Annotated in this window: 20 protein-coding genes; 12 read left to right on the plus strand and 8 right to left on the minus strand. The window is 49.7% G+C overall.

Features of this window, described 5'->3' with window-relative positions; translation table 11 throughout:
- Nucleotides 1-38: 38 nt before the first annotated feature.
- The 5 genes from lpt3 (at nucleotide 39) to ACTHSX_RS08955 (ending at nucleotide 6,888) form a co-directional block, all read left to right on the plus strand.
- The gene (gene lpt3 / locus ACTHSX_RS08935; protein WP_440379662.1) at nucleotides 39-1,616 is read left to right on the plus strand and encodes a lipooligosaccharide phosphoethanolamine transferase; all 1,578 of its coding nucleotides are present in this window, start codon (nucleotides 39-41) and stop codon (nucleotides 1,614-1,616) included.
- Between the two features lie 65 nt (nucleotides 1,617-1,681).
- Nucleotides 1,682-4,639: a DUF3418 domain-containing protein gene (locus ACTHSX_RS08940; protein ID WP_440377438.1), complete on the plus strand. Its 2,958-nt coding sequence runs from the start codon at nucleotides 1,682-1,684 to the stop codon at nucleotides 4,637-4,639.
- Nucleotides 4,640-4,665: 26 nt separating this feature from the next.
- Nucleotides 4,666-5,802, plus strand: a complete 1,137-nt coding sequence (locus tag ACTHSX_RS08945; protein ID WP_440377439.1) for a hypothetical protein — start codon at nucleotides 4,666-4,668, stop codon at nucleotides 5,800-5,802.
- A gap of 1 nt (nucleotide 5,803) precedes the next feature.
- Nucleotides 5,804-6,235 (plus strand): hypothetical protein, encoded by a 432-nt coding sequence (locus ACTHSX_RS08950; protein ID WP_440377440.1) that lies wholly within the window; start codon nucleotides 5,804-5,806, stop codon nucleotides 6,233-6,235.
- The gene (locus ACTHSX_RS08955) at nucleotides 6,235-6,888 is read left to right on the plus strand and encodes a hypothetical protein (RefSeq protein WP_440377441.1); all 654 of its coding nucleotides are present in this window, start codon (nucleotides 6,235-6,237) and stop codon (nucleotides 6,886-6,888) included. The genes ACTHSX_RS08950 and ACTHSX_RS08955 overlap by 1 nt, the downstream gene beginning before the upstream one ends.
- 190 nt (nucleotides 6,889-7,078) lie before the next feature.
- On the opposite strand, the gene ACTHSX_RS08960 is transcribed toward ACTHSX_RS08955, so the two are convergent.
- The 3 genes from ACTHSX_RS08960 to ACTHSX_RS08970 form a co-directional block, all read right to left on the minus strand.
- Complete coding sequence (locus ACTHSX_RS08960; RefSeq protein WP_049336841.1) at nucleotides 7,079-7,849, minus strand: ParA family protein; 771 nt, start codon at nucleotides 7,847-7,849, stop codon at nucleotides 7,079-7,081.
- Between the two features lie 67 nt (nucleotides 7,850-7,916).
- Nucleotides 7,917-8,546 (minus strand): 16S rRNA (guanine(527)-N(7))-methyltransferase RsmG, encoded by a 630-nt coding sequence (gene rsmG, locus ACTHSX_RS08965; RefSeq protein ID WP_440377442.1) that lies wholly within the window; start codon nucleotides 8,544-8,546, stop codon nucleotides 7,917-7,919.
- An 82-nt stretch (nucleotides 8,547-8,628) separates the two neighbouring features.
- Complete coding sequence (locus ACTHSX_RS08970; RefSeq protein ID WP_371489918.1) at nucleotides 8,629-9,123, minus strand: hypothetical protein; 495 nt, start codon at nucleotides 9,121-9,123, stop codon at nucleotides 8,629-8,631.
- A 431-nt stretch (nucleotides 9,124-9,554) separates the two neighbouring features.
- On the opposite strand from ACTHSX_RS08970, the gene ACTHSX_RS08975 reads away from it, so the two are divergent.
- The 3 genes from ACTHSX_RS08975 (at nucleotide 9,555) to ACTHSX_RS08985 (ending at nucleotide 12,389) form a co-directional block, all read left to right on the plus strand.
- Nucleotides 9,555-11,027 carry a malate:quinone oxidoreductase gene (locus tag ACTHSX_RS08975; RefSeq protein ID WP_440377443.1) on the plus strand — a complete coding sequence of 491 codons (1,473 nt, stop codon included), beginning with the start codon at nucleotides 9,555-9,557 and terminating at the stop codon, nucleotides 11,025-11,027.
- 143 nt (nucleotides 11,028-11,170) lie between these two features.
- A complete protein-coding gene (gene trpC, locus ACTHSX_RS08980; RefSeq protein ID WP_296185072.1) occupies nucleotides 11,171-11,953 on the plus strand; it encodes an indole-3-glycerol phosphate synthase TrpC in 783 nt (260 codons plus the stop codon).
- A 64-nt stretch (nucleotides 11,954-12,017) separates the two neighbouring features.
- On the plus strand, nucleotides 12,018-12,389 hold the full coding sequence (locus ACTHSX_RS08985; RefSeq protein ID WP_296185075.1) for a DUF488 domain-containing protein: 372 nt from the start codon (nucleotides 12,018-12,020) through the stop codon (nucleotides 12,387-12,389).
- Between the two features lie 72 nt (nucleotides 12,390-12,461).
- Here the strand turns inward: ACTHSX_RS08985 and ACTHSX_RS08990 are convergent, their stop codons facing one another.
- The 5 genes from ACTHSX_RS08990 to argG form a co-directional block, all read right to left on the minus strand.
- Nucleotides 12,462-13,094: a DUF421 domain-containing protein gene (locus ACTHSX_RS08990; protein WP_049336846.1), complete on the minus strand. Its 633-nt coding sequence runs from the start codon at nucleotides 13,092-13,094 to the stop codon at nucleotides 12,462-12,464.
- Nucleotides 13,095-13,108: 14 nt separating this feature from the next.
- Nucleotides 13,109-13,558, minus strand: coding sequence for a DUF3290 domain-containing protein (locus ACTHSX_RS08995; RefSeq protein ID WP_049330865.1), 450 nt, complete (start codon nucleotides 13,556-13,558; stop codon nucleotides 13,109-13,111).
- Nucleotides 13,559-13,736: 178 nt separating this feature from the next.
- Entirely contained in the window at nucleotides 13,737-14,333 is a 597-nt protein-coding gene (locus tag ACTHSX_RS09000; RefSeq protein ID WP_296185080.1) for a DUF4240 domain-containing protein, read from the minus strand.
- A gap of 45 nt (nucleotides 14,334-14,378) precedes the next feature.
- On the minus strand, nucleotides 14,379-14,594 hold the full coding sequence (locus ACTHSX_RS09005; RefSeq protein ID WP_003749376.1) for a DUF4177 domain-containing protein: 216 nt from the start codon (nucleotides 14,592-14,594) through the stop codon (nucleotides 14,379-14,381).
- Between the two features lie 41 nt (nucleotides 14,595-14,635).
- A complete protein-coding gene (gene argG, locus ACTHSX_RS09010; protein ID WP_070645264.1) occupies nucleotides 14,636-15,979 on the minus strand; it encodes an argininosuccinate synthase in 1,344 nt (447 codons plus the stop codon).
- A 110-nt stretch (nucleotides 15,980-16,089) separates the two neighbouring features.
- Here argG and ACTHSX_RS09015 point away from each other — a divergent pair, with 110 nt between their 5' ends.
- The 4 genes from ACTHSX_RS09015 to ACTHSX_RS09030 are packed head-to-tail and all read left to right on the plus strand — an operon-like array spanning nucleotide 16,090 to nucleotide 18,479.
- A complete protein-coding gene (locus tag ACTHSX_RS09015) occupies nucleotides 16,090-16,890 on the plus strand; it encodes a competence/damage-inducible protein A (protein ID WP_440377444.1) in 801 nt (266 codons plus the stop codon).
- Nucleotides 16,890-17,048 (plus strand): hypothetical protein, encoded by a 159-nt coding sequence (locus tag ACTHSX_RS09020; protein WP_440374332.1) that lies wholly within the window; start codon nucleotides 16,890-16,892, stop codon nucleotides 17,046-17,048. Before ACTHSX_RS09015 ends, ACTHSX_RS09020 begins: the two co-directional genes overlap by 1 nt.
- An 18-nt stretch (nucleotides 17,049-17,066) precedes the next feature.
- Complete coding sequence (locus tag ACTHSX_RS09025; protein WP_440377445.1) at nucleotides 17,067-17,516, plus strand: phosphatase PAP2 family protein; 450 nt, start codon at nucleotides 17,067-17,069, stop codon at nucleotides 17,514-17,516.
- Between the two features lie 12 nt (nucleotides 17,517-17,528).
- The gene (locus ACTHSX_RS09030) at nucleotides 17,529-18,479 is read left to right on the plus strand and encodes a YheT family hydrolase (protein WP_440377446.1); all 951 of its coding nucleotides are present in this window, start codon (nucleotides 17,529-17,531) and stop codon (nucleotides 18,477-18,479) included.
- Nucleotides 18,480-18,496: the final 17 nt, after the last annotated feature.

An 18,496-nucleotide genomic window follows, 5' to 3' on the forward strand; every position in this document is an offset into this window, starting at 1 on the left:
TTAACACTCAATCGGTAAATTTTTATTGTGAAATATTAATGATGAAAAAATCTTTCCTCACGCTTGTTCTGTATTCGTCTTTACTGACTGCCAGCGAAATTGCCTATCGCTTTGTATTCGGGATTGAAACCTTACCGGCTGCGAAAATTGCGGAAACGTTTGCGCTGACATTTGTGATTGCTGCGCTGTATCTGTTTGCGCGTTATAAGGCGACGCGTTTGTTGATTGCGGTGTTTTTCGCGTTTAGCATTATTGCCAATAATGTGCATTACGCGGTTTATCAAAGTTGGATAACGGGCATTAATTATTGGCTGATGCTGAAAGAGGTTACCGAAGTTGGCAGCGCGGGCGCGTCGATGTTGGATAAGTTGTGGCTGCCTGTGTTGTGGGGCGTGTTGGAAGTCGTGCTGTTTTGCAGCCTTGCCAAGTTCCGCCGTAAGACGCATTTTGCTGCCGATATTTTGTTTATTGCGGCGATGTTGCTGATTTTTGGACGTTCATTCAGTACGACGCAGGAACACGGTATTTCGCCCAAACCAACATACAGCCGCATCAAAGCCAATTATTTCAGCTTTGGCTATTTTATCGGACGCGTGTTGCCGTATCAGTTGTTTGATTTAAGCAAGATTCCTGTGTTCAAACAGTCTGCGCCAAGCAAAATCGGGCAGGGCAGTGTTCAAAATATCGTCCTGATTATGGGCGAGAGTGAAAGCGCGGCACATTTGAAATTGTTTGGCTACGGACGCGAAACTTCGCCGTTTTTGACCCAGCTTTCGCAAGCCGACTTTAAGCCGATTGTGAAGCAAAGCTATTCTGCCGCTTTGATGACGGCTGTGTCCCTGCCCAGCTTTTTCAATGCGATACCGCATGCCAACGGCTACGAGCAAATCAGCAGCGGCGATACCAATATGTTCCGCCTTGCCAAAGAGCAGGGCTATGAAACGTATTTTTACAGCGCGCAGGCGGAAAACGAGATGGCGATTTTGAACTTAATCGGTAAGAAATGGATAGACCATCTGATTCAGCCGACGCAGCTTGGCTACGGCAACAGCGACAATATGCCTGATGAGAAGCTGCTGCCGCTGTTTGACAAAATCAATTTGCAGCAGGGCAAGCATTTTATTGTGTTGCACCAACGCGGTTCGCACGTCCCATACGGCGCATTGTTGCAGCCTCAAGATAAAGTATTCGGCGAAGCCAATATTGTGGATAAGTACGACAACACCATCCACAAAACCGACCAAATGATTCAAACCGTATTCGAGCAGCTGCAAAAGCAGCCTGACGGCAACTGGCTGTTTGCCTATACCTCCGATCATGGTCAGTATGTGCGCCAAGATACCTACAATCAAGGCACGGTGCAGCCCGACAGCTATCTCGTGCCGCTGGTGTTGTACAGCCCGGATAAGGCCGTGCAACAGGCTGCCAACCAAGCTTTTACACCTTGCGAGATTGCCTTCCATCAGCAGCTTTCAACGTTCCTGATTCATACGCTGGGCTACGATATGCCGGTTTCAGGTTGTAGCGAAGGCTCGGTAACGGGCAACCTGATTACAGGCGATGCAGGCAGCTTGAACATTCGCGACGGCAAGGCGGAGTATGTTTATCCGCAATAAGCGGCGTGCAAACCAATAAAGACAAATTAAGATGATGTCGGGGAAGATGCCCGACCGACAAGACTATGCAAAATATGAAAAACCAAATACGCCGATCAGGCATGGATGCCCGATCCAACCCAGCCAATGTTTCAGACGGCCTGCAAAACAGTTCGGGCCATATCGGTGCCAACACGCGCTACCGTCTGACCAAACTCGGCGAACAAATGGCGCGCCTGCCCATCGACCCGAAAATTGCGCGCATTTTGCTGGCAGCGAAGAAACACGACTGCATGGCGGAAATATTGGTGATCGCGTCCGCGCTGTCGATTCAAGACCCGCGCGAGCGGCCGCTGGAAGCACGCGATGCCGCGGCCAAGGCGCACGAGCGTTTTACCGACAAGCAATCCGACTTTCTTGCCTATCTGAATATTTGGGACAGCTTCCAGCGCGAGCGCGACAAAGGTTTATCCAACAAGCAGCTGGTGCAGTGGTGTCGTCAATATTTCTTGTCGCACCTGCGTATGCGCGAATGGCGCGAGCTACACCATCAGCTTGCCCAAACCGCGATTGAAATGGGTTTGACCACAAAAGAAGCGGCGTTTAGACAACCTCCTACCCAAGAACAATTAAGGCCGTCTGAAAGTCAAGGTGACCAAGATTTGGCGGCCAAACTCAAACAAAAACAATTGGACAAGAAACAACACCGCGCCCAAATCCGCGCCGCCAAAGAAGCGGGCTACGAACAAATCCACCGCGCCCTGCTCACCGGCCTCATCGCCAACGTCGGCATGAAATCGCCCGACGGCAACGACTATACCGGCGCGCGCGGCAGCCGCTTCCACCTTTTCCCCGCCTCAGCCTTGTTCAAGGCGAAACCTAAATGGGTGATGGCGGCAGAATTGGTTGAAACCACGCGCCTTTACGCGCGCGATGTCGCCGTTATCCAGCCCGAATGGATCGAGCAGGAAGCGCCGCACCTCGTCCGCTACCATTATTTCGAGCCGCACTGGGAACAAAAACGCGGCGAAGTCGTCGCCAGCGAACGCGTTACGCTTTACGGCCTGACCGTATTGCCGCGCCGCCCCGTGTCTTACGGCAAAGTTGCACCTGAAGAAGCGCGCGAAATCTTTATCCGCGGCGCATTGGTGGCGCAGGAAAGCAATCTTCAGACGGCCTTTTTTGCCCACAATAAAAAGCTGATTAAAGAAATTACCGAACTCGAACATAAATCGCGCAAGCAAGACGTATTGGTCGATGACGAAGCCCTGTTTGCGTTTTATAACGAACGACTGCCCAAGCTGGTGTGGAAAGACGCGAAAGGCGGCGTTTGGGGAAGCGAAGAGGGCGGACAAACCCAGTCGGACAAGACAGCCGATCAAAACGGACAAGCAAACCAGCGCAACGCAGGGCGTGTGGCGCAAGCCACGCACGCGGATTCCAACGATACGGACAAGCGCGAGCGTGAACCGAGTTCACATACCCGGCAAAATGTTTCAGACGACCCCAAACCCCAAAAGCGGCCAGCATCTCAAAAAGGCCGTCTGAAACCTTTGCCCCTTGCCGATATCCGCACCTTTGAAGCCTGGCTCAAAACCGCCGAGCGCGACAATCCGCGTCTGCTGTTTCTCAGTCGCGACGATTTGATGCAACACGCCGCCGCGCACATTACCGAAGAGCAGTTCCCCAAATTCTGGCAAACCGCAGACGGCAAGTTCAAACTTTCCTACCGTTTCGAGCCACACCATCCGCTCGACGGCGTGACTATGACCGTGCCGCTGACCGTCCTCAACCGCCTGCACGCGCCGTCGCTTGAATGGCTGGTGCCCGGTATGTTACGCGAAAAAATCCAGCTGCTGATTAAAGCCCTGCCGAAGCAAATCCGCCGCATTTGCGTGCCCGTACCCGATTTCATCACCAAATTCCTCGAAAGCAATCCCGACCGCCAAGCGGCCATCATTCCCCAGTTGGCGCACTTTATCGCCAAAAGCGCCGGCGATATGCGGATTCTCGAGCAAATCGACCAAGACGCATGGGCGGCGCAAGAATTGCCCGAACACTGCTATCTGAATCTGCGCATTATCGATGACGGCGGACAAGAGCTTGCCGGCGGCCGCAAACTGCACGAATTGCAACAACAACTCGGCCAAGCCGCTGCCGTTACCTTCCGCGACAACACCCAAGAATTCGAGCGCGACAACGTGACCACATGGGACATCGGCACCCTGCCCGAATCCATCAAATTCGCACGCGGCAAGCAACAGCTCACCGGCTACCTCGGCCTGCAAAAAGAAAAAGACGGCCGCATCGCCCTGCGTCTGTTTGACACTACCGAAGCCGCCGAGCAGGCACACCGTCAAGGCGTAATCGAATTGATGAAACTACAACTAAAAGAACAAGTTAAGGACCTGAACAAAGGCATCCAAGGCTTCACCCAAGCCGCCATGCTGCTCAAACACATCAACGCCGACACCCTGCGCGACGACCTCACCCAAGCCGTCTGCGACCGCGCCTTTATCGGCGAAGACGAGCTGCCGCGCAACGAAAAAGCCTTCAAAGAGCAAATCAAACGCGCCCGCAGCCGCCTGCCCGCCGTCAAAGAAGCCCTCAGCCGCTACTTGCAGGAAACCGCCGCTGCCTACGCCGAACTGAACGGCAAACTCGGCAAGCACCCGCTCACCCACCTCATGCGCCAACGCCTGCAAACCCTGCTCGCCGCCGGCTTCGCCACCCGCACCCCGTGGGCACAATGGCCGCGCCTCCCCATCTACCTCAAAGCCATGACCCTGCGCCTCGAAAAATACAGCAGCAATCCCGCCCGCGACGCAGCCCGCGAAGCCGATATACAGGAGTTGGAACAAATGTGGCAGGAGAAAACCGATAGCTTGGTAAAACAAGGACAACCCATTTCAGACGACCTCGCCGCGTTTAAATGGATGATTGAAGAATTGAGGGTGTCGCTGTTTGCACAGGAGTTGAAGACGCCGTATCCGGTGTCGGTGAAGAGATTATTGAGGGGATTTGAAAATTATGGTAATTTATAGTAATTAAACTGCTTGGAGTGATAAGCATGACTATGGTACATAGTGAAATTAAACAAGAAATTTTAAAATTAATTAGTTTTTTGCAAAATCGTGATTATTCAATACGAAAATTGAGTAAAATTTTAAACTCAAATGGTATTTTTAAGGTGCAAACTTGGATAAGCTTAAAAGAGAAAGTTAGAAGTCTACCAGATAACAACGAATTTTTAACAAAAATACATACTGCACTAAATGAAGAATATTCCAAAAATTTAAAATTTGGTAAAAAAGCCATTGTATTTTTTGATATTTCTTCTATTGATGAAAATGAATTAGATGAATTTTCTAAGAAACTTGAAGAGGTAATTCGAGATAATTCAAGTACAGAATATTCACAATTCTTTCCAAATCTGATTCCCGAGGATATTTTGGAAGATCAAAGTACTCAATTATTTTGTGTATTGCATGAACAACAGAGTGAAAATATAGATAAGTATTGGGTTTGCGGAAAGAAATCTTTTAAACACCGAAAAGAGTTCCAGTTAGGTGATGCACCTGATGAAGTTCAGGAATATTTTAGCGGGTTTGATGTGGGTCTTTACGATGAAGTAGTAGCAATTAGACAAGACTTTAAACAACTGGTAAGTTATTTTACTATTGACAAATTAAATGGGCTGCTTACTTTTTATAGTGATGCCACAGCAATTACAAGCCAGAGTGATATGGACTATTTATCAGATACATTATTTTCTTATTTAATTAAAATTTATCCTCCACTAGCTTCTACTGCGTGTAAAAAGAATATTGGAAGAGCAATACGGAATTTATATGATGAAGATATGGGTAGAGTAACTAGCTTTAGTCATTATACAGATTCTGGTTCGGTAAAACATGAAAAATTAGATAGAAAAAATAGTCAAGAAGATTTACGATTTGAGCAATATCATGTTGGTGGTATGCAGAGTATTGAATTTAGAACGGAATTTCATGCAATTGAGAAAAAGTGGAGATCTGTTTCACAAACAGAATTATTTGAACCGACTGTTTCTTTATCTTATAAAAGCTTCTTAGATTCAACGAATCATAGAGTATCAGCATGTTTCATGGCAGAAATTGATGACTGTGCGTGTCAAGAAGACTTAGATTCATTGACAGAGAAAATTCTTATGTTTTCAAATAATTAAAATGAAAGATTTTTCTTCTATTTATAATGAGATAAAACAAGCCGATTCTTTGAGTAGCCTTCAAAGAAATCGGCTGCTTTTGTTGGTTAATTACATAGAAGAAACAGATGCTAATATTTTAAAAAATATTACACCTAATCGTATTTTAGAAATTAGCAACAGCTCTGATTTATCGATTGTCCTCGATGCGTTTATTCTATGCAATAACAAATGGCATCTCTTAGATCCTATTTATCGTTATGATGATTTTCCTAATGAACCAATTGAACTTGATGAAGATGAGATAACAGAAATTAGAGAAAAAGGGATGATTGCTGTTGATAATGGAAATAGAGAAGTGCCGTTCAGACCTGAAAGATTATTCATTACTTTCAAATTAAGTGATTATGCTAGGGAATTAAAGCATGCGTCAAATAGTAGAGGTATGCTTTAATGGAAAAATTAACTCTTGATAATATTATAAGAAATGATTCTTTCGAGGCGAAATGCATAAATGCACGAACAAATGCACCGCTATTTTATGAAATAATTTCTGAAAAAATTATAGATTGGGTTATATGGGCTGAGCAATATAAGGACTTATTATGCGATCAACCAGAGGATAATATTTCATTTAATTTGGTTACGTGGCTAAATGGTAAGTTAGGGAATTATTTTGATGTTACTCATGATAGCCACAATGGTGGGCATACAGATATAAAAATACAAGTGAACAGAAATATTTGGCTTGGTGAAGCGAAGCGAAGAATAAATGGAGATTCTTATTCTTTGAAAGGATTTAGACAGTTGGTGGATAGGTATGCTAGTGGTAGCCCTACCTGTTCAGAGGGTGGTTTACTTTTATATATTGTAAACAAATCTCTAAGAAAAATAAAAGCAACAGATGTTTTAGAAGACTGGAAAAGCTATATTCAAGATAATTGTGATAATAGTTTTGAAAATTTAGAATTTATTGATCCGCATCAAGATAGAAAAGGTTTAAGTTTTATTACGCGACATATTCATAGCACAACAGGTTTGCCATATACTGTTCATCATCATCTTGTTGTATTACAACATTTTCCTACTGATTCGCAGAAAAAATAGTAGCTATTATTTTATTTGTTTATTTTCTATCCACCTAAACAGTTTCTCCGTATTCGCCAAATCAATCGACTTACTGCCCAAAGGCATGCACGCAGTCTTTTTTAAAAAAAGTTCTTTCCAACTAAACCAAAGGCCGTCTGAAAGTATTTCCCAACTTTTCAGACGGCCTTTTTATATTCAATATTTCTGTTTATTTTTCCAACCGCGCAATCAGTTCATCGGCCAAGTCGAGATAAGCCTGAGTGCCTTTGGCGTGGGCATCGTAGGCGAGGGCGGGAAGGCCGTGGCTGGGGGCTTCGGCGAGGCGGATGTTGCGGGGGATGACGGTGTCGAAGAGTAGGTTGCCGAAGTGTTGTTTGAGTTGTTCGCTGACTTCGACGACGAGGCGGCTGCGGCTGTCGTACATGGTGCGGACGATGCCGGTTACGTCGAGGTCGGGGTTGATGGCTTGGCGGATTTTGCGGACGGTGGCCACGAGGTCGGAGATGCCTTCGAGGGCGTAGTATTCGCAAAGCATGGGGACGATGACGCCGTTGGCGGCGACCAGGCCGTTGAGGGTGAGCAGGGTCAGGGACGGAGGGCAGTCGATGAGGACGTAGTCGTAGTCGTCGGCAACGAGCTGCAGGGCGTTTTTAAGGCGGATTTCGCGTGCGATTTCTTGGACGAGTTCGACTTCTGCGCCGGCCAGTGTGCGGTTGGCGCCCAATACGTCGTAGCCGCCTTCTTTGCTGCGGACGACGGCGTTGGGGATGTCGGTTTCGCCGAGGACAACTTGGTAAACGCCGTTTTCGATGGTGGCTTTGTTGATGCCGCTGCCTGTGGTGGCGTTGCCTTGGGGGTCGAGGTCGACGACGAGGACGCGGCGGCCTTTGGAGGCCAGGGAGGCGGCTAGGTTGACGGTGGTGGTGGTTTTGCCGACTCCGCCTTTTTGGTTGGCGACGGCGAGGATTTGTGCGCTCATGTGCTTTGCTGTCGTGTTAAGTGTGGATGGCTGGATTGTACCGTTATTCGGTATGCTTGGGTTGTTTTCAGACGGCCTTTTTGCGGATGATGACGATATGGCGTTCGGCATTGAGTTGGGGGACGTGCAATGCTTCGACTTTTTCGACGGCGACGCTTTCGGGCAGTTTGTCGATTTCTTCTTGCGGATATACGCCTTTCATGGCTGCCCAGTAGCCGCCGTCTTTGAGGAGGTGGGCTGTCCAGTTGACGAAGTCGGCGAGTTCGGCAAAGGCGCGGCTGGTGATGACATCGGCACGGCAGTCGGCGGCGGCTTCTACGCGGCCGCTGATGACGCGGACGTTTTTAAGGCCGAGTTCGATGACGGCTTGTTGCAGAAAGGCGGTTTTTTTGGTGTTGGCATCGAGGAGGGTGATGTCGAGATCGGGGCGGCAGATGGCGGTGGGTATGCCGGGCTGTCCGCCGCCGGAGCCGACGTCGAGCATGGTTTGTGCGTGTTCGATATAGGGCAGGAGGGTCAGGCTGTCGAGCAGGTGGTGGCTGACGGTTTGGGCGGGATCGCGCAGGGCGGTCAGGTTGTAGGTTTTGTTCCACTTTTGCAGCAGGGCGGCATAGTCTAGCAGTTTGGCCTGTTTGGCTTCGTCGATGTCCAAACCCAGTGCCTGTATGCCGTCGCGGAGCTGTTGCGCCTGATTCATTTGTTATTCCTTATTGGTTAAAACGCGTTGGATGTAATGGTAACGGAAAGCATGCCGTCTGAAAATGTTTGTGCCTGTCGAATCAACGTTTCATTTTGTGAAAGACGATGGGCTGCTCCGGCGCGCGCGTGAGCTGTTTGGGCAGGGTCAGCATGGCGATGATCCATACGGAGAGGGTGTAGTAGAACACGCCTTGTCCGCGCATACCGGCCAATGCGGCATTGCCTAAGATGGCTTCAAAAATCAAACCCGCCGCCGCCGAGGCACACGCTGCGACACCGGCAAGGAAGATGGCGTAACGCGAATGCCGGCGCATCATTTTTTTATACGCCAGCTTGGTCAGTCCGCCGGCAATCGGCAGGTTGAGGAAGGCAAACATGCCGCAGACAAACCATGCGACGGAATCCTGCCAACCGCTTTGCCATGCCCATGCGCCGTCTTTGACCGTGACCAACAGGCCTTGGCCGTCTGAAAAGGCGATTTGCACGATATTGTGCAATATCATCGCCAGCGGCAGGGTAAGGAACATCAGTGTGACCAATAGGGGGCGATAGGGCTTTTCTTGAGTCAGGTACATGGCGGCTTGCCTTTGGGAAATAAGTTGAAATGATAGCAGATCGGCGGTTGATTCACGTTAGTTTGCTGCCGAAATTGCTGACAAAAACAGTCAATTAAAAAAGAAATGAAAAATTCTTTTTTCTTGGCAAACATTGGCAGATAAAGGGTAAGAAAACGTTTTCAGACGGCCTAATCTATTATTTTTATATGAACCGAACAGAAAATCTTTGCATTTCTCCGTAAAATCTACTAAATTCTTAATAACATATTATAAAGACCTGAAATCTGGAACCCAAACCGAAACTGCCTTCCGCCATTTACGCTCGGAAACTCAGCAGGCAAAAAGTTTCACACACAACAAAACCAAAAAATAATTCCTCTGAAATCAGTTGTTTATAATGATAGATAACCACAAGGCAAACCATGCCTGACTTTAGTAGGAGTAAAACCATGGCTGAAGCAACCGATGTCGTATTAGTAGGCGGCGGCATTATGAGCGCCACTTTGGGCGTATTGCTCAAAGAACTCGAACCATCTTGGGAAATCACCCTGATCGAACGCTTGGAAGATGTAGCGTTGGAATCATCAAATGCATGGAACAATGCCGGTACGGGACACTCTGCGCTGTGCGAATTGAACTATGCCCCCCTGACTGCCGACGGCACGATCGATCCGACCCGCGCCCTCAATATTGCCGAACAATTCCATATCAGCCGCCAATTTTGGGCGACTTTGGTCGAAGAAGGCAAACTGACCGACCGTTCTTTCATCAATTCCGTCCCCCATATGTCGCTGGTGATGAACGCCGACCATTGCAGTTATCTGCAAAAACGTTTCGACGTGTTCAAAAACCAAAAACTCTTTGAAAAAATGGAGTTTTCTACCGACCGCGCCAAAATCGCCGAATGGGCGCCGCTGGTTGTCAACGGTCGTGATGAAAGCCAACCCATTGCCGCCAACTACTCCGCCGAAGGTACGGACGTTGATTTCGGTAACTTGACCCGTCAAATGGTGCAATATCTGCGCGAAAAAGGCGTGAAAATGGAATTCAACCGCCATGTTGAAGACATCAAACGCGAATCTGACGGCGCGTGGGTACTCAAAACCTGCAACACCGAAAACCATGAAGACCATTTGACCCTCCGCAGCCGTTTCGTGTTCCTCGGCGCAGGCGGCGGTGCACTGACCCTGCTGCAAAAATCCGGTATTCCGGAAGGCAAAGGTTACGGCGGCTTCCCTGTTTCCGGCCTGTTCTTCCGCAACAGCAACCCTGAAACCGTTGCCCAACACAATGCCAAAGTGTACGGTCAAGCTTCCGTTGGCGCGCCGCCTATGTCCGTTCCACACTTGGATACCCGCAACGTGAACGGCGAGCGTCATCTGATGTTCGGCCCATATGCAGGCTTCCGCCCCAACTTCCTCAAACAAGGCTCGCTCATGGATCTGCCGATGTCCATCCAAATGGACAACCTCTATCCTATGCTCCGCGCCGGTTGGGCTAATATGCCGCTGACCAAATATCTCTTGGGCGAATTGCGTAAAACCAAAGAAGAACGCTTTAATTCGCTCTTAGAGTATTATCCGGAAGCCAATCCTGACAATTGGGAACTGATTACCGCCGGTCAACGCGTACAAATCATCAAAAAAGACCCGAAAAAAGGCGGCGTACTCCAATTCGGTACCGAAATCGTCGCTCATGCCGACGGCTCGCTGGCTGCATTGCTGGGCGCGTCCCCAGGTGCATCAACCGCCGTGCCTTTGATGATTAAGCTGATTAACCAATGCTTCCCGGGCCGTATCGAGTCATGGTCAGGCCGTCTGAAAGAATTGGTGCCCGGCTACGGTATCAAGCTGAACGACAATCCGACTTTGGCGGACGAAATCATCAGCCACAACGCGTCCGTTTTGGGCATTCATCACTAAGTTGAAGCAGACACAAAGGCGGGCATTCTTGCCCGCCTTTTTTCAAACCATTAAAATAGCGGCATTCAGGCCGTCTGAAATCTAATCTGCGACAGTATGTTGCACGATTCAAACCCGAAAATCAGCCACAATAGAAAAACGCCATGACCGATATTCTCAACAAAATCCTTGCCACCAAAGCAGAAGAAGTGGCCGCCCAAAAAGCCGCCGTTTCCTTGGAAGACATCAAAGCCCAAGCGCAGGCTGCTGCGCCGGTTCGCAGCTTTATCGGCTCAATCCGTGAAAAACACGCGCAGAATCTGCCTGCTATTATTGCCGAAGTCAAAAAAGCCAGCCCGAGCAAAGGCCTGATCCGTCCTGATTTTCATCCTGCCGAAATCGCCGTTGCCTATGAAAAAGCGGGTGCGGCCTGCTTGTCCGTATTGACGGACGAACCTTATTTCCAAGGCTCGCCGGAGTATTTGAAACAGGCGCGTGCGGCCGTGGCGCTGCCGGTCTTGCGTAAAGATTTCATCATCGACGAATACCAAATCTATCAGGCGCGTGCGTGGGGTGCGGATGCGGTTCTTCTGATTGCCGCCGTATTGGAAGCCGGGCAGCTTGAGCGTTTTGAAGCCGTTGCCCACGAATTGGGCATGACTGTCTTGTTGGAATTGCACGATGCGTCCGAGCTGGAAAAATGCCGCAACATGACCACGCCGCTGTGGGGCGTCAACAACCGCAACCTGCGTACGTTTGAAGTGACCCTGCAACAAACCCTCGACCTCTTGCCTGAATTGAACGGCAAAACCGTTGTAACCGAAAGCGGCATCCGCAACAAAGAAGACGTCGATTTCATGCGCAGCCATGGCGTGCATACTTTCCTGATCGGCGAAACCTTTATGCGAGCCGACGATATCGAAGCCGAAGTCAAAAAACTGTTCTAAACCCTAAAAAGCATCAGGCCGTCTGAATTTTCAGACGGCCTGAATCCATTGGAGACGAGAAAAAATGTTTACCGTACAGCGCATTTACGCCTATCAACCCGATTCTAAACAAACCGCCGTCTTTATCGACCGCCTCTATCCGCGCGGCGTCCGCAAAGAGGTTTTTGCCACTGCGCTCTGGCTGAAAGACATTACGCCCAGTGCAAACCTGCGCCGCTGGTATCACGAAAATCCGGCTCAAAATTTCGACGGTTTTGTCAGCCGTTATCATGAAGAGCTGCAAGGCGATACCGAGCAGGCAGCCATCAAACGGCTGCTGGATTTGGAAAAACAGCACGGCAATATTTTATTGCTGACCGCCGTCAAAGACCCCCGACATTCCCACGTCTCCGCACTGGCTCAATTTTTAGGCACAACGTTTGAATATCGCGATTAAAAAATCAGTGTTTGGGCTGAATACAAAAAGGCCGTCTGAAATCAAGGTTTCAGACGGCCTGCTATTTTCAAATCAAGAAGGATAACGGTGTGCCACCAATTTTCCGTCTATGTATTCGCCGATATAGACTTGCGAGGCTTCAAGGTGGAGGCGGTCGAGTTCCTGTTGCAGCCATTCTTCATCACGCTTAATGATTTCGAGGATGTCGGGGTCAACTTGGCCGTCTGTAATCAGCGGATAGCGCAGGCTTTCGTCGCCGTACTTAATGACGGCGAGCTGGCCGTTTTGTTCCATCACGGCACGTTTGACAGCAGAGATTTCGTAGATGCCGGCGGCGCGGAGTTTGAACATGAGGTCGTGTGCGCTGATGCCGTTTTTCATGCATTCATCGGTTTGGATTTTGCCGTTGACGATAACCCAGACGGATTTGCCGTCAATGATGGATTTGACCCAGCGGTTGTGGTTTTTGATGAATTTCAGGCTCAAGACCAACAGCGTCCACAAAATCAGCACAAGGAAAAATTGCAGCAGGCCGACGCTGTCGCTGTAAATCACGCCGCCGATGATGCCGCCGAGTACATAGTTTTGCACTTGGTCCATGGCGGAGGTCGGCGCGAGGTTGCCTTTACCTAAGAGGTTGATTTGCAAAATCAAACCTAAAATACCCATCAGCAGTTTGAGGGCGAGCAGGGAGTATGCTTCCATGTGTGTGTATCCTGTTATTCTTTATCGATGAGTTCGATATTGTTGTTGACCAAATTGATGGGCGTCAGCGTGTAGGCGGAGAAGTCTTGATTGAAATGGACTTCGTAGTATTGGTTTTTGATGCCGATAATCATGCCGTTGAACAGGCGCGTGCTGTTGACGATGATGTCTTGTTTTTCAACTTTTTGGTTTTCAATCAAGGCATTGAGAAAACCCACCATGCGCGAAGTATCGGCGGCAAAGTTTTGACGCTCGCTGTATGAAAGATATTGCGTGCCGCAGATGAGGATGAGCAACAGCAGCGCAATAATGCTCAGGTCGCGGTATTTGGTGTCCATGCGGTGGCGCAGGTATTGCGATACGGCGAGCAGGAGGATGACGAGGGCGGCGAAAATCAGGACGTATTTCAAGTAGTCGTTGAAATACATATGGTTTTCAAGATAAAAGTGAGAAAAGAATTTCATGGTATTTGATCAATTTGGGAAGGGTAATAAGGCTGTCTGAAACTTAAATTTCAGACGGCCTCGTCTATTAAACAAGGATGTTGCGTTAAGTTTTCAAAATAGGGTGTTTTTAAAGCGGTATCAGTTGATAAATCCGTCGTCTTTCATTTTCTTTTCAGATATGTATTTAATCCTACATTCATACACATATATATTTTTGATAGGTATTGGGTAGTATCACGGCAAGATCTTCCAGTGTCCAATTTCTATTGGACTGAAAGGTGGGAGAGTTTAATTCTTGCTGTTCGATTTTTTGCCACTCTGTGTTGGCTTTTGGGGCGAATTCTTTGGTAGTTTTTTCGAATGCGCGAATACCGATGCGGTTTCTCTTGCTGTATATTCTGCCTGCCAAGTAACGTTGTTCAGGAAACTCATGCTCATGCCCTTTCAAACTACCACTGCAATAGTTTGGAGTGGCTTCGGTATCAGCCAGCCGATCGGCATCGTGTAAAACAGCAAGATAGTGGCTTTTACCTTGCAAAATCAGCCAAGCTGCAAAGCCATAAGTATTGTATTTATGCTTACCACCGTACACCAAAGATAGCGCAGACCAAATTAATCTATTGGGACTGGCAATAATTGTGCATTCGTACATCTTAAAGAAATAATCGAAATATAATAAATCCTCATCTGGTAAAGATTCCAATAACCGATTCAAGTTTTGGTTGAATTCCCCAATATTGCGAGATTCAGGACGTGCTTGATCAATGATGTTCCAAAAATCGTTGATTGTCATGGCTCTAATCTTCCGAATAATCCGAGACAGGCATAGACGCCGAGTTTAAACACGTTCTTTTTCCAAAATGACGACGTAGGCTTCACGTACGAAAAACAGCAGCATGCGGCGCTGATCTTTTTCCATGGTAACGACCTTCCAGCCTTGCGAAGCGTGGCTGTTGAGGAAATCGCTGAATTTGACCGGATTGATTTTGGCGCTGCCGAAAACCAAACTGGAAAGCAGGTTCTCTTGATAAATGACGGCCTTATATTCTTTCATTTTATTCCTTTAAAAAAAGGAGGCTTTAAAGCCCCCTAATTCTACTCCTTATTATTCAACTGTGGTAGTACGGAGCCTTCGCCCAATGCCAACAAACCGCTTTGCGAGTAAATACCCAGTTTGGCGCGGGTGTCGGTGATGTCGAGGTTGCGCATGGTCAGTTGGCCGATGCGGTCGAGCGGTGTGAACGCTGCGTCTTCGACTTTTTCCATGCTCAGGCGTTCCGGTTGGTAGGTCAGGTTAGGTGATTCTGTGTTCAGAATCGAGTAGTCGTTGCCGCGGCGCAATTCGAGGGTTACTTCGCCGGTGATGGCTTTGGCGACCCAACGTTGGGCGGTTTCGCGCAACATGAGGGCTTGGCTGTCAAACCAGCGGCCTTGGTAGAGCAGGCGGCCGAGGCGCAGGCCGTTGATGCGGTATTGTTCGATGGTGTCTTCGTTGTGAATACCGGTAACCAAACGTTCGTAGGCGATGTGGAACAACGCCATGCCCGGGGCTTCGTAGATGCCGCGTGATTTGGCTTCGATGATGCGGTTTTCGATTTGGTCGCTCATGCCCAAGCCGTGGCGGCCGCCGATGCGGTTGGCTTCGAGGAAGAGTTCGACAGGGTCGGCGTATTCTTTGCCGTTCAATGCAACCGGCACGCCTTCTTCAAAGCGTACGCTGACTTCTTCGGGTTTGACTTCGACGCTTTCGTCCCAGAAGGCAACGCCCATGATGGGCTTAACGATTTTGATGCCACTGTTGAGGAATTCCAAGTCTTTCGCTTCGTGGGTGGCACCCAGCATATTGGAGTCGGTAGAGTAGGCTTTTTCAACCGACATTTTGTAGTTGAAGCCGTTGGCAATCAGAAATTCGCTCATTTCGTGGCGGCCGCCGAGTTCGTCGATAAATTGTTGATCGAGCCAAGGTTTGTAGATTTTCAGTGCCGGATTGGTCAAGAGGCCGTAGCGGTAGAAACGCTCGATGTCGTTGCCTTTGTAGGTGCTGCCGTCGCCCCAGATATTCACATCGTCTTCTTTCATGGCGGAAACGAGCATGGTGCCGGTCACGGCGCGGCCCAAAGGCGTGGTGTTGAAGTAGGCGATACCGCCGGTGGAAACGTGGAACGCGCCGCATTGGATGGCGGCAATGCCTTCGTGTGCCAGTTGTGCGCGGCAATCAATCAGGCGGGCGTTTTCTGCACCGTACTCCATTGCTTTTTTAGGAATGGCGTTGTAATCGTCTTCGTCAGGTTGGCCGAGGTTGGCGGTGTAGGCGTAAGGCAGTGCGCCTTTAAGTTTCATCCACAAAAGCGCGGCAGAGGTATCAAGACCGCCGGAGAAGGCGATGCCGACTTTTTGACCGATGGGGAGATTTTGTAAAATGGTATGGTTTTGGCTCATTGGGATTTCTCCAGACTTGAAAAGTTGAAACCATTATCTTATAAATGGAATACATTGTCAGCAATTAGGCCGTCTGAATGTTCGGAGGGCCGTATTCAAGAAACCTCATCATGAACGCTTTTAACCTTATTATCATCGGCGATGAAATCCTGCACGGCAGCCGTCAAGACAAGCATTTCGCCTTTTTTAAATCTTTATTGGAATCGCACGGGCTGAAGCTCAATCAGGTGCAATATCTGCCTGACGAACCCGATTTGCTGGTCAAACAACTGCGCCGCAGTTTTTCAGACGGCCTGCCGACTTTCGTGACCGGCGGTATCGGTTCTACGCCTGACGACCACACGCGCCAAGCCGCCGCGGCCGCTTTGGATTTGCCCGTCGTCCGCCATCCTGAAGCCGCCAAGTTTATCGAAGGCGTGACCCAGAAGCGAGGTGAGCCGCTCGATTCGCCGGAACACGCCCAGCGTCTGAAAATGGCGGATTTTCCCGAGGGAGCGGAATTGGTGCCCAATCCGTTTAACAACATCGCCGGATTTTCCATCCGCGAACATTATTTCTTCCCCGGCTTCCCCGTGATGGCGCACCCGATGGCCGAATGGGTATTGGAAACTTATTACGCCGACCGCTTCAACCAAACTGAACGCGGCAGTCGTAGCGTGTATGTGTTCGACCAACCCGAGTCGCGCATTACGCCGATTATGGAACATCTTGAACATACCTACGCCGGTATCCGTTCGTACAGCCTGCCCACAGTGGGCCGTACCGATTCAGACGGCCGTTATACTCCGCCGCATATCGAGTTCGGCATCAAGGCGGAAGGCGAGGCCTGCCGATTGCTGGATGCGGCGTGGGAAGATGCGTTGCAGGGTTTGCAGGCGATTGGCGCGACTTTGAAAGAAACGGTGGAGTAATGCACTTATCCCCAGCCCAATCCAGACGCGCACTGACTTTTGCCTCTTTGCTGTTTTTGCCGCCGACCCTCATCATCGGCATTTGGCTGGCACAATATGGCGGCTTCGCTTTTGAACCGCCTCTGATGTACGCCGTCCATGCCCACGCGGGAACATAGTTTGATCCGATTGCCACCGTGTTGCACTATCTGGGCAAAACCGCGATTGCCGTGCCGCTGATCGGCGCGGTTGCCGCCGCCCTGTATTTTGCCGATAAGAAGCGTGAAGCACTGTTTTGCGTACTGGCGGCATTGGTGCCGACTTTGAACATGCTGATTGTGAAAGTATGGTTTGCCCGCGAACGCCCGCTGCTTTGGCCGCGCCTGATTGAAGAGAGCAATTTTTCCTTTCCCAGCGGCCACAGTACGTTTTCCGCCGCCATTGCCGTCATGCTGATATTGCTTTGCCGCCGCACGCGCTACCGCCGCGCCGCTTGGATAGGCGGTATTTCCTTTGCCCTGTTGACCGGGTTTTCACGCATTTATTTGGGCGTGCATTATCCCACCGACGTTTGGGCAGGCTGGACAAACGGCACGCTGACTGCCTTGCTGGTGTATATGCTCATCTTCAGGCCGTCTGAAAAATAGAAGAAATAAATCATGAATACACGTTCACCCAACACGCCGTATTGGCTCAGAAACGGCCATGCCGACACCCTGTTTGCCAAGCTGCTGCAAGGCAAGGCGCCCGACTACCGCCGCGAGCTTCTGCCCGATAGTACCGGCAAAACCCAAGTTGCCTACGATTTTGTCGACAGCGCTGATCCTGATGCGCCGTTGGTGGTTTTGTTCCACGGATTGGAAGGCAGCAGCGAGAGCCATTACGCGGTCGAGCTGATGAAAGCCGTACAGCAGCGCGGTTGGAATGGCGTGGTTGCCCATTTCCGCAGTTGCGGCGGCATAGAAAACACCGCGCCCGTGTTCTACCACCTCGGCGATACGTCCGAAATCGCCTTTATGCTCAACACGCTTGCCCGACGCTATTCAACCATCTATGCCGTCGGCGTCTCTTTGGGTGGTAATGCCTTGGCCAAATATTTGGGTGAGCAGGGCAGCAATGCCGTTCCGCGCGCTTCTGCCGTCGTTTCCGCGCCAGTTGATGCCGTGGCGGCAGGTACGCGTTTTGATCAGGGCATGACGCGACTGATTTACACGCGCTATTTTTTAAATTCGCTGTTGCCGAAAGCCCGGGCGATTCCCCGGTTTCAGACGGCCTTAAGCCAGCAAAACTGCAAAACGCTTGGCGACTTTGACGACCGCTTTACCGCGCCGTTACACGGTTTTGCCGACCGCCACGATTACTACCGCCGCAATTCCTGCAAACCGTTCCTGAAAGGCGTGGATACGCCGTTGCTGTTGCTCAATGCCGTCAACGACCCTTTCCTGCCGCCGGAAGCTCTGCCGACTGGACGGGACGTGTCCTCGGCTGTTACGCTGCTGCAACCGGCATACGGCGGTCATGTCGGCTTCGTCAGCCGCGATCAAGGCCGTCTGAATCTGCAATGGCTGCCGCAAACCGTGTTGGACTATTTCAAACAGTATCAGCCGTAAATGAAAAAGGGCATGTG

The organism is Neisseria sp. P0014.S002, from assembly GCF_051958295.1.
GTDB classification, from domain to species: Bacteria; Pseudomonadota; Gammaproteobacteria; order Burkholderiales; family Neisseriaceae; genus Neisseria; species Neisseria flavescens_B.

What these genes read in the sequence shown, in the direction of transcription:
- argG (WP_070645264.1), bottom strand. Translation starts at nt 15,979, where the DNA reads ATGAGCCAAAACCATACCATTTTACAAAATCTCCCCATCGGTCAAAAA.
- ACTHSX_RS08955 (WP_440377441.1), top strand. Translation starts at nt 6,235, where the DNA reads ATGGAAAAATTAACTCTTGATAATATTATAAGAAATGATTCTTTCGAG.
- lpt3 (WP_440379662.1), top strand. Translation starts at nt 39, where the DNA reads ATGATGAAAAAATCTTTCCTCACGCTTGTTCTGTATTCGTCTTTACTG.
- ACTHSX_RS08950 (WP_440377440.1), top strand. Translation starts at nt 5,804, where the DNA reads ATGAAAGATTTTTCTTCTATTTATAATGAGATAAAACAAGCCGATTCT.
- ACTHSX_RS09015 (WP_440377444.1), top strand. Translation starts at nt 16,090, where the DNA reads ATGAACGCTTTTAACCTTATTATCATCGGCGATGAAATCCTGCACGGC.
- trpC (WP_296185072.1), top strand. Translation starts at nt 11,171, where the DNA reads ATGACCGATATTCTCAACAAAATCCTTGCCACCAAAGCAGAAGAAGTG.
- ACTHSX_RS08995 (WP_049330865.1), bottom strand. Translation starts at nt 13,558, where the DNA reads ATGAAATTCTTTTCTCACTTTTATCTTGAAAACCATATGTATTTCAAC.
- ACTHSX_RS09030 (WP_440377446.1), top strand. Translation starts at nt 17,529, where the DNA reads ATGAATACACGTTCACCCAACACGCCGTATTGGCTCAGAAACGGCCAT.
- ACTHSX_RS09020 (WP_440374332.1), top strand. Translation starts at nt 16,890, where the DNA reads ATGCACTTATCCCCAGCCCAATCCAGACGCGCACTGACTTTTGCCTCT.
- rsmG (WP_440377442.1), bottom strand. Translation starts at nt 8,546, where the DNA reads ATGAATCAGGCGCAACAGCTCCGCGACGGCATACAGGCACTGGGTTTG.
- ACTHSX_RS09000 (WP_296185080.1), bottom strand. Translation starts at nt 14,333, where the DNA reads ATGACAATCAACGATTTTTGGAACATCATTGATCAAGCACGTCCTGAA.
- ACTHSX_RS08960 (WP_049336841.1), bottom strand. Translation starts at nt 7,849, where the DNA reads ATGAGCGCACAAATCCTCGCCGTCGCCAACCAAAAAGGCGGAGTCGGC.
- ACTHSX_RS08985 (WP_296185075.1), top strand. Translation starts at nt 12,018, where the DNA reads ATGTTTACCGTACAGCGCATTTACGCCTATCAACCCGATTCTAAACAA.
- ACTHSX_RS08975 (WP_440377443.1), top strand. Translation starts at nt 9,555, where the DNA reads ATGGCTGAAGCAACCGATGTCGTATTAGTAGGCGGCGGCATTATGAGC.
- ACTHSX_RS08940 (WP_440377438.1), top strand. Translation starts at nt 1,682, where the DNA reads ATGCAAAATATGAAAAACCAAATACGCCGATCAGGCATGGATGCCCGA.
- ACTHSX_RS08945 (WP_440377439.1), top strand. Translation starts at nt 4,666, where the DNA reads ATGACTATGGTACATAGTGAAATTAAACAAGAAATTTTAAAATTAATT.
- ACTHSX_RS09005 (WP_003749376.1), bottom strand. Translation starts at nt 14,594, where the DNA reads ATGAAAGAATATAAGGCCGTCATTTATCAAGAGAACCTGCTTTCCAGT.
- ACTHSX_RS08990 (WP_049336846.1), bottom strand. Translation starts at nt 13,094, where the DNA reads ATGGAAGCATACTCCCTGCTCGCCCTCAAACTGCTGATGGGTATTTTA.
- ACTHSX_RS08970 (WP_371489918.1), bottom strand. Translation starts at nt 9,123, where the DNA reads ATGTACCTGACTCAAGAAAAGCCCTATCGCCCCCTATTGGTCACACTG.